Genomic DNA, 12,018 nt, shown 5'->3' on the forward strand with positions numbered 1-12,018 from the left:
CCCGTAGCCCGCCAAGCAGTGACCGCAACAGAACGAGCCCCGCACCCGGCAACGCACCCGCCACCACCCCCACCGCGCAGCCGCGACACCGCGCCTCCGGCTCCCCTCCGGCTCAGCTCTCTCCAGCCGCCCCCTCCCCCAGCCCCTCGGCCAGGACCTCCGCGAGGTGGCGGGGGCGGTAGCCGGCGGGGAGGTTGCCGAGCTGTTCGAGCTGGGTGCGGCAGGAGTACCCGTCCGCCAGCAGCTCCGTGGCGGGGTCGCCGGCCAGCGCGCGCCGCACGGCGGGCAGCAGTTCGTCCTCGGCGCAGGCGGCGGACACCTCGTAGTGCCCGGCCTCGAAGCCGAAGTTGCCGGCGAGTCCGCAGCAGCCGGCGCTGAGGTCGCCGGTGAGCCCGGCGCGCCGGCGCAGCCGGCGGTCGGCGGCGTCGCCGAGGACGGCGTGCTGGTGGCAGTGGTTCTGCCCGGCGACGGGACGGTCGAGGCACGGCGGCTCCCACTCCGGGGCGTACTCCTCCAGGGTCTGCGCGAAGGTCCGTACGGAGGCCGCCAACCGCTCCGCGCGCGGGTCGTCGTGGAGAAGCTCGGGCAGGTCGGTGCGGAGTGCCGCCGCGCACGGCGGTTCGAGGACCGTCACCGGCAGCCCGGCGTCCAGCGCGGGCGCGATCCGGTCCAGGGTGCGGCGCATCACCGTACGGGCCAGGTCGAGCTGCCCGGTGGAGACGTACGTCAGCCCGCAGCACACCTGCCGTGGCGGTACGGCGATCCGCAGCCCGGCTTCGCGCAGGACCCGGACGGCGGCGGTGCCGGCCTCGGGCGAGAGGTAGTTGGTGAAGGTGTCCGGCCACAGGACCACGCGCGGTTCCCCCGGCTCCCCCATGCCGCGCCCCGGCTGGGCGCGCCACCAGCGCTGGAAGGAGCGGCGCGGCAGCGGCGGGATGTCCCGTTCGGGCGTGAGGCCGCCGAGTCGCTTGGCGAGGGCGGCCAGCGGTGCGACGCGCGCACCGGCGTTGAGGAGCGGGGCGGTCCGGGTGGCGTCCACCAGCCGGAGCCACTGGGGGAGCCGGCCCATGGAGTGGTGCGCGAGGGGCCGCCGCCGGTCGGCGTAGTGGTGGTGCAGGAACTCCGCCTTGTAGGTGGCCATGTCGACGCCGACGGGACAGTCGCTGCGGCAGCCCTTGCAGGACAGGCACAGGTCCAGCGCCTCCCGCACCTCCTGGGAGCCCCAGCCGTCGGTGACGACCTCGCCGGCGAGCATCTCGTGCAGCAGCCGGGCGCGGCCGCGCGTGGAGTGCTGTTCCTCGCCGGTGGCGCGGAAGGACGGGCACATGACGTTGCTGCCGGCGGTCGTGTTGCGGCACTTGGCGACGCCGACGCAGCGGCGTACGGCGGCGGAGAAGTCGCCGCCGTCGTGCGGGTAGCCGAACTCCACGTCGACCGGGCGGCGCGGCAGCGGCGTGAAGCGCAGGTTCTCGTCGATGCGGTGCGGCCGGGCCAGGATGCCGGGGTTGAGGCCGCCGGACGGGTCCCAGAGGTCCTTGAAGCGGTGGAAGAGGTCCACCATCTCCGTGCCGTACATGCGCGGCAGCAGCTCGGCGCGCGCCTGGCCGTCGCCGTGTTCGCCGGAGAGCGAGCCGCCGTGCTCGACGACCAGGCCGGCCAGGTCGGCGGAGAAGGAGCGGAAGCGGCGGATGCCCTCGGCGCCGACGAGGTCGAAGTCGATGCGCACGTGGATGCAGCCGTCCCCGAAGTGCCCGTAGGGCAACCCGCGCAGGCCGTGCTCGCGCAGCAGCTTCCGGAAGTCTCGGAGGTACGCGCCGAGGCGGGGCGGCGGCACCGCGCAGTCCTCCCAGCCGGGCCAGGCCTCGCCGCCGCCGGGGATGCGGGTGGCGGTGCCGGAGGCGTCCTCGCGGACCCGCCAGAGGGCGCGCTGGTCGGCGGGGGCGGTGACTACGGTGTGGTCGGTGGTCCCCTCGGCGGCCGCGCGGCACACCTCCTCGGCGCGGGCCCGGGCGGCGGCCGGGTCGTCGCCGCCGACCTCGACGAAGAGCCAGGCGCCGCCGCGCGGCAGGGCGGCGCGGGCGGCGTCGCCGACCAGGTCGTTGGCCATGCCCTCGACGGTCAGCGGACGGTGCGGGAGCAGTCCGGCGGCCGCCTCGGCGGCGGCGCTCTCGTCGGCGTAGCCGAGGACGGCCAGCGCGCGGGCGGCGGGCACCGGGACCAGCCGCACGGTGGCCTCGGTCAGCACCCCGAGGGTGCCCTCGCTGCCCGTGAAGGCGCGGGCCCAGTCCTCGTGCTTCTCCGGGAGCAGCTCGTCCAGGGCGTATCCGGAGATGCGGCGCGGGAGCTCGGGGAAGCCGGTGCGCAGCCGGGCGAGCTCGTCCCGTACCAGGGTGCGGGCGCCGTCCCGCAGCGGCGCGGGGACGCCGCCTCCCCCGGGGCCGAGGACGGCGCGGTCGCCGTCGTAGGTGAGCACGTCGATCTCGTGCACGTTCTCGGCGGTGGTGCCCCAGGCGACGGAGTGGGAGCCGCAGGAGTTGTTGCCGATCATGCCGCCGAGGGTGCAGCGGCTGTGCGTGGAGGGGTCGGGCCCGAAGGTCAGGCCGTACGGGGCGGCGGCGCCGCGGAGGTCGTCCAGGATGACCCCGGGCTGTACGAGGGCCGTACGGGAGCCGGGGTCGAGGGCACGGACGGCGTTCATGTGCCGGGTGAAGTCCAGCACGACGCCGACGCCGGTGGCCTGCCCGGCGATCGAGGTGCCGGCGCCGCGCGCCACCACGGGGACGCCGCGCTCCCGGCAGGCGGCGAGGGTCGCCGCCACGTCCTCGGCGTCCCGGGGCGCGACGACGCCGAGGGGGACGCGCCGGTAGTTGGAGGCGTCCATGGTGACGAGGGCCCGGTCGGCGGTGCCGAACTCCACCTCGCCGCGCACGGTGGCGCGCAGGCCCTGTTCCAGATCGCGTGCGGTGTCCGCGGCGCCGGCGGTGGCGTACGGGCTGCCGGGGCTCACACCGGGGCGGGCTTCCACGCCTTCGCCTTCGTCTGCTGCTGCCATGCCACCAGCGTGCCGCCTCGCGGGCGTTTTCGGAGCATGGCGCACGGGATCGGGCGGGGCGGGCGGGCCCGTGCCGCCGGGCGGTGCGGGGTCGCGGCGCCGGGGGCGTACGCCGAAACCCGTATGCCGGCGGCCGCCGGCCCGGCATACGCTGGGGCGGGTGAGCGACCAAGCATTCCTCGACAGGCTCGGCCGGCGCGTCACCCTGCACGAGGTGGACGACGGGAACTGGCGCGCCGTGGCCGACGTGGCGCCCCTGGACGAGCAGCGCGCGTACGTGGCCGCGCTGGCGGCGCGCTACCTGCTGCTGTCGATCCACGAGGAGCCGTGGCGGTCGCTGGCCGTGTGCGCGGACGGCGCCGTCGTCGGGCACGTCATGTGGGGCCGGGACGAGGAGGGCGCGCACTGGATCGGCGGGCTGATGGTGGACCGCGCCGAACAGGGGCGCGGGGTCGGGCGGGCACTGCTGCGCGCCCTGCTGGCCCGGCTGGCGGCGCAGCCGGACTGCCGGGTGATCCGGCTCTCCTACCAGCTGGACAATGTGGCGGCCCGGGAGCTCTACGAGTCCACGGGGTTCGTGCGCACCCGGTCGGTGGAGGACGCCGAGGAGCTGGGCGAGGAGGAGATCGTCGCCGAGCTGACCGCGGAGGCCGCCCGGCGCGCGGCGGCCGCGGAACGGCCGGGTACGGACGCCGCGGGGCCGGGCGCGGGACGGCAGCCGTGAGCGGGGGCGCGGGCCGGCCGTAAGCGGGCGCGGGCGGCGGGGCAGGCAGGGCGTCCGGTGCCGGTCCACGCTACGGACACACGCCGGGCGGGCCCGGCCACAGCCTGGACCGGCACACGATCACGACGCGGGCGGGCGCCGGTGGCCGATCGGCCGCGCGGGCTGCGGCCGCCCCCTCTCGCCGGACGGCCACGCGCCGGCGGAGGACGGCCGTAGAGAACGGTGGAGAACGGCGGGCGGGCCGGGGTCGCGGGCCCTGCCGGCGGCGGCCCCCGGGGCGGCGGCCGCCGCCCCGGGACGCTCGGGTCCGGATCAGAAGGCCGACCGCAGCTCCGGGAGGAGCGTGCTGCGGGCCCACTCCAGGAAGTCGTGCTGGCTGTCGCCGCCGACCTGCACCAGCGCGACCTCGGTGAACCCCGCGTCCACGAACGGCTTCACCGCCTGCACGAAGTGCGCCGGATCGTCGCCGCAGGGGATGGTCTCGGCGACGTCCTCGGGGCGGACGAACTGGGTGGCGGCCGCGAAGGACGCCGGGCCGGGCAGCTCGGAGTTGACCTTCCAGCCGCCGGCGAACCAGCGGAACTGGTCGTGGGCGCGGCGCACCGCCGCGTCGCGGTCCGGGTCGTAGCAGACCGGGAGCTGTCCGACGCGGGGCTTGCCCTCGCCGCCGTGGCGGGAGAAGTTCTCGAGCAGCTCCGCCTTGGGCTCGGTGGCGATGACCAGGTCGGCCAGCCGGCCGGCGAGGGCGCTCGACTGCTCGCCGGAGACCGCGACGCCGATGGGCGGCGGCTCGCCGGGCAGGTCCCAGAGCTTCGCGGACTCCACGGAGTAGTGCGTGCCGCGGTGGTTGACGTGGCCGCCCGCGAAGAGGGCCCGGATGATCTGCAGGGCCTCCTCCAGCATCGCGTGCCGTACGTCGGCCGGGGGCCAGCCGCCGCCCACCACGTGCTCGTTGAGGTTCTCGCCCGCGCCCAGGCCGAGCCGGAACCGCCCCTCGGAGAGGAGCTGGAGGGTGGCGGCCTTCTGCGCGACCACTGCGGGGTGGTACCGCATGGTCGGGCAGGTCACGTACGTCATGAGCGGGATGCGCCGGGTGGCGTTCGCGGCGGCGCCGAGGACGCTCCAGGCGTACGGCGAGTGGCCCTGGGAATCCAGCCAGGGGAAGTAGTGGTCGGAGGTGACGGAGAAGTCGAACCCCGCCTCCTCGGCGCCCACCACGTGGTCGACGAGGGACCGCGGATCCGCCTGTTCGGTCAACATCGTGTACCCGATCTGCACCATGGCGCGCGAGTACCGCCCCGCACCAGGGCAAAACATGACACATCGCCGGGTGCTCCGCCGGGTACGTCCGGCGCCGCGGACGCGCTCGGGGAGCCGCTGGTGGCGCTGCTGGGGAGCCCGGACTTCTACGGGCGGTTCGGGTTCCGGGAGAGCACCGCATACGGCGTGACGTCGCCCGACGCGCGCTGGGGCGGGTACTTCCAGGTGCGCACGCTGAGCGCTCACGAGCCGTCGATGCGGGGCGTCTTCACCTACGCGGAGCCCTTCGCGCGGCTCTGAGTACTCCGGCCCGGCGCACACCCGGCGCATAGCCCGGCCCCGGGGCGCACCGACGGGACCAGGAGGCGGCGTACGGAGGATTTACAGCCGTACGGGGTCGCGCTACGTTGCATGGGAGCGCTCCCACACCCCACCTTCCCGCGAAGGGACGACAGCGCGATGAGGCAATCCCCGCCCGCCGCAGAGCGGCGGCCGCACGGCCACGGCCGCCGCTTCCGCACCCGAATCCTGCTGACGCTGCTGGCCGCCTTCCCCGGGCTGTGCCTGGTGTTCTTCACCGGAGGCACCGCCGAGGCGCACGGCGCGCCCCTGAACCCCGGCAGCCGGACCTACCTGTGCTGGGAACACAGCCGCACCCAGTCCGGCTCCATGGACCCGACCAACCCCGCCTGCCGGGCGGCCATGGACATCAGCGGCAGCACCGCCTTCTACAACTGGTTCGCCGTGCTGCGCTCGGACGGTGCCGGACGCACCGAGGGCTTCATCCCGGACGGGCAGCTCTGCAGCGGCGGCACCGGTGGACCGTACGACTTCACCGGCTTCAACCTGGCCCGGGACGACTGGCCCTACACCCATCTGACCTCCGGCGCCCAGATGGAGTTCGCCTACAACGCGTGGGCCGCGCACCCGGGCACCTTCCACCTCTACGTCACCAAGGACGGCTACGACCCGACGCAGCCGCTCGGCTGGGACGACCTGGAGGACCAGCCCTTCCTGTCGGTGACCGACCCGGCTCTGGAGGGCGACGTCGGCAGCGTGAACGGCCGGTACGTGTGGAACGGGACGCTGCCCTCGGGCAAGTCCGGCAAGCACCTGATCTACATGGTGTGGGAGCGCTCGGACAGCGCCGAGACCTTCTACAGCTGCTCGGACGTGGTCTTCGACGGCGGCAACGGCGAGGTGACCGTCCCCGGTGACGACGGCGGCGACCCGGGCGACCCCGGTGACCCGGGCGACCCGGGCGACCCGGGCGACCCGGCGGGCTGCGCCGCGGAGTACCGCAGCACCAACTCCTGGGGCAGCGGCTACCAGGGCGAGATCACCGTGACCAACACCGCGGACAGCGCGATCTCCGGCTGGACCGTCCGCTTCACGCTGCCGGACGGCCAGACACTGGCCAACGCCTGGAACGGCACGGCCACCACCAGCGGTCAGGAGGTGGAGGTACGGAACGCCGGCTGGAACGGCTCCCTGGAGCCCGGCGCTTCCGCGACCTTCGGCTACCAGGTGAGCGGCGGCGGCGCGCCGGCGACGCTCACCACCGACTGCACGCCGCGCTGACCCGCGGCGGCCCGGGCACCGGCGCACCCGCGCCGGTGCCCACAGCACCGGCCCCGCCCCCACGGGACGGGGGCCGGCGCACCGGCGCACCGCGTCGACCCTCCGGCCGGAGGGGACGGGCCCCGCACCAGGCCCGCGGCCGGAGGGGCGCCCGGGCCGGCCGCCCTCCCCGCCGGCCGGGCACCGTCCCGTCTCGTGATCCGGACGAGGGGCCGTATCGCGAGACGGGACGCCCCCCGCGGGGCCGGACGCACTACGCTTCGCCCCGTGGCTGAGATCCAGATTCCCGCTGACATCAAGCCCGCCGACGGTCGCTTCGGCTCGGGCCCGTCCAAGGTGCGCACCGAGGCGCTGAACGCCCTCGCCGCCACCGGTACGTCACTGCTCGGCACCTCTCACCGCCAACCGCCCGTCAAGAACCTCGTGGGCCGGGTCCGCGAGGGGGTGCGGGCGCTCTTCCAGCTCCCCGAGGGCTACGAGGTCGTTCTCGGAAACGGCGGCTCCACCGCCTTCTGGGACATCGCGACGCACGGCCTGATCGAGCGCCGGTCGCAGCATCTGACCTTCGGCGAGTTCTCCTCCAAGTTCGCCAAGGCGTCGAAGCTGGCGCCCTGGCTGGAGGAGCCGTCCCTCATCGCCTCCGACCCCGGCACCCACGCGCTGCCGCGGGCCGAGCAGGGCGTGGACGTCTACGCCCTGACGCACAACGAGACCTCCACGGGCGTGGCCATGCCGGTCGAGCGGCCGGCGGGCGCGGACGAGGGCGCGCTGGTGCTGGTGGACGCCACCTCCGGCGCGGGCGGCCTGCCGGTGGACATCGCGCAGACCGACGCCTACTACTTCGCGCCGCAGAAGTCCTTCGCCGCGGACGGCGGGCTGTGGATCGCCGTGTTCTCCCCGGCCGCGCTGGAGCGGGCGGAGCGCCTGGCCGCCTCCGACCGGCACATCCCCGAGTTCTTCAACCTGAAGACCGCGATCGACAACTCGCGCAAGGACCAGACGTACAACACCCCGGCGCTGGCCACCCTCTTCCTGCTCGCCGAGCAGCTCGACTGGATCAACGGCCAGGGCGGCCTGGACTGGGCGGTGCGCCGCACCGCCGACTCGTCCCGGCGCCTCTACGGCTGGGCGGAGGAGGCCAAGCTCGCCACCCCGTTCGTGACCGACCCGGCGCAGCGCTCGCAGGTCGTCGGCACGATCGACTTCGAGGAGGGCGTGGACGCCGCGGCGATCGCCAAGGTCCTGCGGGCCAACGGCATCGTGGACACCGAGCCCTACCGCAAGCTGGGCCGCAACCAGCTCCGGGTGGCGATGTTCCCGGCCGTCGAGCCGGACGACGTGCAGGCCCTGACCGCCTGCATCGACCACGTGATCGAGCGTCTCTGAGCCCGCTCCCCCGCGCGGTCCCGGCCCGGGTCCGCGCGGGATGAGCAGGCGCCGCACGGGCCCGGACGTCCCCCGTCCGGGCCCGTTTTCCGTCCCGCCACGCCGGGTAACCGTGGCCACATGGCCACACCCACCACGGGGCTCCAGCTTTTCGCCCGGGAGCGGCGGGTCCGGCTCACCACGTACGAGCGGGACGGCACCCCGGTGGGCAGCCCCGCCGCGATCGTGGTGGAGGGCGACCACGCGTACGTACGGACGCACCGCCGGGCGCCGCACACCGAGCATCTGCGCCGCTACCCGGAGGCCGAGGTCGCGCCCGCCGACCTGGGCGGGACGCCGACCGGTGCGCCCATGAAGGCGCGGGTGCGGCGCCTGGAGGGCGGCGAGGCCCGGCACGCGGCAGCCCGGCTGGCCCGCAAGCACCCCCTGCTGCACGGGGTGGCCGTGCCCGTGGGGTACGCGCTCCGGCTGGACCGGCCGGTCCACTACGAGCTGCGCCTGGTGGGCGAGTGACGCGCGCCTGCCGGGCCAGGTGGGTGGTTGCCGGAACAGCACGCCTAGGCTCGCCGCATGACCGCTGCGACCTCCACCTGGGACCCCGGCGCTGAAGGCGTGCTGCGACTGCCCTCGGGCCGGCTGGTGCGCGGCCGGGGCCTGCGCCGTCCCCGGCCGGAGGGGCCGGAACCCGCCTTCGGCCTCTATCTGCTGGGCCGCCGGCCGCCCGCGGTGCCGTGGGAGTCGCACTGGCTGCGCTGGCCGGACTTCCGGCTGCCGGCCGACCGGGAGGCGGCGGAGGCGGCGCTCCGCGCGGCCTGGGAGCGGGCCGCGGCGGAGCGCGTCGAGATCGCCTGCGGCGGCGGGTACGGCCGTACGGGCACCGCACTGGCCTGCCTCGCGGTGCTGGACGGCGTGCCGGGGGCCGAGGCCGTCGCCTTCGTACGGCAGCACTACGCGGCGCGCGCGGTGGAGACGCCGTGGCAGCGCCGCTATGCGGCCCGCTTCGGCCGGTAGGGGCCGGTCCGGCGGGCGCCGCCCGCGCGTCGCGGACGCGGCGCACCCCGCCCGGGCGTCAGCCGGAGGACCGCCGGGCCAGGCGCCGCAGGGCCAGCCACAGCCCGAACGCGGCGGCGAATGTGAGTCCGCCGACCACCAGGGTCCGGTCGTCCTCCGGGTCCGTCCCGACCGCCGGATCCTCCTCGCCGGCCGCACCGCCCGCACCGTCCGCGCCCTCGGCGGCCTCCTCCCGCCGCGCCGTCTCCGGCAGCAGCTCCCCCTCCAGGGCCTCCGGCTCCACCCGGCTCTGCTCCCCCTCGGACCCGAAGAGCAGCGTGCGGCCGTCCGCGGCGAACGTCACCGACTCGCCCTGCCGCTGCATCGGCACCCCGACCCGGCCGAGCGGCTCCGGGCGCCCCTGCTCCGTCCAGCGGTACATCTGAGCGCTGAAGTAGCCGCGCAGCACCAGCCGGGTGCCGTCCGGAGAGAAGGCGCCGTCCGTGGCCCAGACCTCGGTGCCGGCGATGCGGCGGAAGGTGTTCACCCCGGAGGCGGACAGCTTCTCCGGACCGGCGTAGACGCCGCCCTGTGCGTCCTCGTTCTTGCTCGCGAGGTAGACCCGGCCGGTCTCCGGATGCACCATCAGCGACTCCGCGTCCCGCGGCCCGTCGGCGTACCGCACCGTGTACCGGACCGGGGCCACCGTGGTGTCGCGCAGCCGCTCCGGCTCCGGGAAACGGTAGATCCACACCTCGGGCCAGCGGCCGCCGAAGTTGTCCCCGATGTCGCCCACGTAGACGTCCCCGTCCGGGCCGACCGAGATCCCCTCCACATCCCGCGGCTCGATGCCCTGCAGCGTGACGGTGGCGACCGTACGGCCCGTGTCACCGTCCACGGCGTAGACGTACGGGCCGTCTTCACTGTCGTTGTGCGTCCAGTAGACGCCGGGGTGGGCGGTGCTGGCGGCCAGCCCGCTGGACTCCGTGATCCGCGCGTCCCGGAGGGTGAACGCCTCGGGGGTGCCTTCCTCCTCCGCCGCGGCGCACGCCGGAGCGGCCGCGGAGAGGACGACCAGCGCGGCCAGCACGGCCGGCACCACGGGCACGACCGCGCCGAGCAGGGCCCGCGGGGACCGGAGCCGGGAGTCAGACATGCGCCCAGCCTGCCACGGCCGTCCCGCACTCCCCCGCCGGCCGCCGCTTTCCGGCCACCTGAGCGGAGCCCGGCGGTCCCCGCGGTGCCCTGGTGACGCCCGTCACGGCGGTGCCGCCGCCCGCCCCGCCAGAACACGGCGACCGGGCCCGAGCAGACCGAGACGAACGTGCGCCGCTTCCTGCACGCCGCCCGCCGCGCCGCGCCACGGCTAAGGGCCGTGCTGCTGCCCGTGATCCCGAACGTGCGGGCCGGCGACGACGCCCTCTTCGCGCCCGGGTGGCACGCTGCAACGAACTGCCGGCGAAGGCCGTCGCCGACCTCTCGCCGCTGCTGCTCGCCTCCGCCCCCGCCGACGGGGACCTCGCCCGCGACACCCACGACGGCACCCACCCCTCCGCCTCCGGTGAGCACCGCCTCGCCGCCGCCTTCGCCGGGGCGCTGCACCAGGCGTGGGGCGTCGGCGGCCCCTACCGCCGGGCCGAACGGCGGGACCCGGCCCCCGGCTCCGCGTGAGCGCTTGCCTGGAGCGCGCTCGAAGGCGTTGGCTGGGGCGTCATGAAGTACACGCATCTGGGCCGTACCGGGCTCAAGGTCAGCCGCATCGTGCTGGGCACCATGAACTTCGGTCCGCAGACCGACGAAGCGAGCAGCCACGCCATCATGGACGCCGCGCTCGACGCGGGCGTCAACTTCTTCGACACCGCCAACGTCTACGGCTGGGGCGAGAACAAGGGCCGCACCGAGGAGATCCTCGGCACCTGGTTCGCCAAGGGCGGCGACCGCCGCGACAAGACCGTGCTGGCCACCAAGGTCTACGGCAACATGGGCACCGACGGCGCGCCCTGGCCGAACCACGACAAGCTGTCCGCGGTGAACATCCGCCGCGCGGTCGACGCCAGCCTCAAGCGGCTGCAGACCGACCACATCGACCTTTACCAGTTCCACCACGTGGACCGCAGCACCCCGTGGGACGAGATCTGGCAGGCCGTCGATGTGCTGGTGCAGCAGGGCAAGATCCTCTACGCAGGCTCCAGCAACCACGCCGGGTGGCACCTCGCACAGGCCAACGAGACCGCCGCGCGCCGCGGCAGCCTCGGCCTGGTCAGCGAGCAGTGCCTCTACAACCTCGCCGAACGGCGCGCCGAGATGGAGGTGGTCCCGGCCGCGGAGGCGTACGGCCTCGGGGTGATCCCGTGGTCGCCGCTGCACGGCGGGCTGCTGGGCGGCGCGATCCGCAAGGAGCGCGAGGGCGGCGGGGCACGCAGTGGCGCCGGACGCTCCGCCGACGCGCTGGCCAACACCTCGGTCCGGGAGCAGATCCAGGCGTACGAGGACCTGCTGGACAAGCATGGGCTGGAGCCCGGCGAGGTCGCCCTGGCCTGGCTGCTCACCCGGCCCGGCGTCACCGGCCCGATCGTCGGGCCCCGCACCACCTGGCAGCTCGAGTCCGCGCTGCGCGCGGCGGAACTGGAGCTGGACGCGGAGCTGCTCTCGGCGCTCGACGAGATCTTCCCGGGGCCGGGGCCCTCCCCGGAGGCCTTCGCCTGGTGATCCGGCCCCGCGGGCGTGCGCCCCGCGGGGCACGGTGCGGGCGCCTGGCCGGGACCGCCATGCGGCATTCGGCCGGGCGTCCGCGGCCAGGGGCCCGGGACCGGGCGGGGGCCGCGGCCCGGGAGCCCGGGAGGGACCGGAGTCCGCGGCGTACGTGCCGGAGCCGGGCAGGGTCCGCGGCACCGGAATCGGCCAGGGGCCGCAGTCCGGCACACAGGGACCGGCGGGTGTCCACACCCCGGCACCCCGGACCCGCCTGGGGTGAGCCGCCGGGGACCCGGAACCGGGCGGGGCCGCGGTGTACGTGCCGGGGCAC

The 12,018-nt window shown here is 75.5% G+C and carries 10 protein-coding genes and 1 pseudogene; 8 read left to right on the plus strand and 3 right to left on the minus strand.

All coding sequences use genetic code 11. The features are described 5' to 3' along the window. Window positions 1–112: 112 nt before the first annotated feature. Entirely contained in the window at window positions 113–3,052 is a 2,940-nt protein-coding gene (locus tag HOY81_RS20825; protein WP_237322003.1) for an FAD-binding and (Fe-S)-binding domain-containing protein, read from the minus strand. Between the two features lie 160 nt (window positions 3,053–3,212). Here HOY81_RS20825 and HOY81_RS20830 point away from each other — a divergent pair, with 160 nt between their 5' ends. Further along, window positions 3,213–3,776 carry a GNAT family N-acetyltransferase gene (locus HOY81_RS20830; protein ID WP_237322004.1) on the plus strand — a complete coding sequence of 188 codons (564 nt, stop codon included), beginning with the start codon at window positions 3,213–3,215 and terminating at the stop codon, window positions 3,774–3,776. Window positions 3,777–4,088: 312 nt separating this feature from the next. On the opposite strand, the gene HOY81_RS20835 is transcribed toward HOY81_RS20830, so the two are convergent. After that, a complete protein-coding gene (locus HOY81_RS20835) occupies window positions 4,089–5,057 on the minus strand; it encodes an LLM class F420-dependent oxidoreductase (RefSeq protein ID WP_237322005.1) in 969 nt (322 codons plus the stop codon). 99 nt (window positions 5,058–5,156) lie between these two features. Here HOY81_RS20835 and HOY81_RS20840 point away from each other — a divergent pair, with 99 nt between their 5' ends. The 5 genes from HOY81_RS20840 (at window position 5,157) to HOY81_RS20860 (ending at window position 9,014) form a co-directional block, all read left to right on the plus strand. Further along, window positions 5,157–5,336: a hypothetical protein gene (locus HOY81_RS20840; protein WP_237322006.1), complete on the plus strand. Its 180-nt coding sequence runs from the start codon at window positions 5,157–5,159 to the stop codon at window positions 5,334–5,336. Window positions 5,337–5,495: 159 nt separating this feature from the next. After that, window positions 5,496–6,617: a lytic polysaccharide monooxygenase gene (locus HOY81_RS20845; protein WP_237322007.1), complete on the plus strand. Its 1,122-nt coding sequence runs from the start codon at window positions 5,496–5,498 to the stop codon at window positions 6,615–6,617. A gap of 267 nt (window positions 6,618–6,884) precedes the next feature. Further along, the gene (gene serC / locus HOY81_RS20850; RefSeq protein ID WP_237322008.1) at window positions 6,885–8,003 is read left to right on the plus strand and encodes a phosphoserine transaminase; all 1,119 of its coding nucleotides are present in this window, start codon (window positions 6,885–6,887) and stop codon (window positions 8,001–8,003) included. A gap of 120 nt (window positions 8,004–8,123) precedes the next feature. Further along, a complete protein-coding gene (locus HOY81_RS20855) occupies window positions 8,124–8,516 on the plus strand; it encodes a pyridoxamine 5'-phosphate oxidase family protein (RefSeq protein WP_237322009.1) in 393 nt (130 codons plus the stop codon). 57 nt (window positions 8,517–8,573) lie between these two features. Next, on the plus strand, window positions 8,574–9,014 hold the full coding sequence (locus HOY81_RS20860) for a protein-tyrosine phosphatase family protein (RefSeq protein WP_237322010.1): 441 nt from the start codon (window positions 8,574–8,576) through the stop codon (window positions 9,012–9,014). A 58-nt stretch (window positions 9,015–9,072) separates the two neighbouring features. Here HOY81_RS20860 and HOY81_RS20865 read toward each other — a convergent pair whose 3' ends face one another. Then, window positions 9,073–10,149 (minus strand): esterase-like activity of phytase family protein, encoded by a 1,077-nt coding sequence (locus tag HOY81_RS20865; protein ID WP_237322011.1) that lies wholly within the window; start codon window positions 10,147–10,149, stop codon window positions 9,073–9,075. A 150-nt stretch (window positions 10,150–10,299) separates the two neighbouring features. Here HOY81_RS20865 and HOY81_RS20870 point away from each other — a divergent pair. Then, window positions 10,300–10,664: pseudogene (locus HOY81_RS20870) on the plus strand (hypothetical protein); the annotation flags it as partial. 42 nt (window positions 10,665–10,706) lie between these two features. Further along, window positions 10,707–11,702, plus strand: a complete 996-nt coding sequence (locus tag HOY81_RS20875; protein WP_237322012.1) for an aldo/keto reductase — start codon at window positions 10,707–10,709, stop codon at window positions 11,700–11,702. Window positions 11,703–12,018: the final 316 nt, after the last annotated feature.

The sequence above is a fragment of the Streptomyces sp. JJ36 genome (genome assembly GCF_021696945.1).
Classification (GTDB): domain Bacteria; phylum Actinomycetota; class Actinomycetes; order Streptomycetales; family Streptomycetaceae; genus Streptomyces.

Excerpts from the sequence above, each read along its gene's own strand:
- HOY81_RS20825 (WP_237322003.1), bottom strand. The coding sequence starts at position 3,052 with ATGGCAGCAGCAGACGAAGGCGAAGGCGTGGAAGCCCGCCCCGGTGTG.
- HOY81_RS20855 (WP_237322009.1), top strand. The coding sequence starts at position 8,124 with ATGGCCACACCCACCACGGGGCTCCAGCTTTTCGCCCGGGAGCGGCGG.
- HOY81_RS20875 (WP_237322012.1), top strand. The coding sequence starts at position 10,707 with ATGAAGTACACGCATCTGGGCCGTACCGGGCTCAAGGTCAGCCGCATC.
- HOY81_RS20845 (WP_237322007.1), top strand. The coding sequence starts at position 5,496 with ATGAGGCAATCCCCGCCCGCCGCAGAGCGGCGGCCGCACGGCCACGGC.
- HOY81_RS20835 (WP_237322005.1), bottom strand. The coding sequence starts at position 5,057 with ATGGTGCAGATCGGGTACACGATGTTGACCGAACAGGCGGATCCGCGG.
- HOY81_RS20860 (WP_237322010.1), top strand. The coding sequence starts at position 8,574 with ATGACCGCTGCGACCTCCACCTGGGACCCCGGCGCTGAAGGCGTGCTG.
- HOY81_RS20865 (WP_237322011.1), bottom strand. The coding sequence starts at position 10,149 with ATGTCTGACTCCCGGCTCCGGTCCCCGCGGGCCCTGCTCGGCGCGGTC.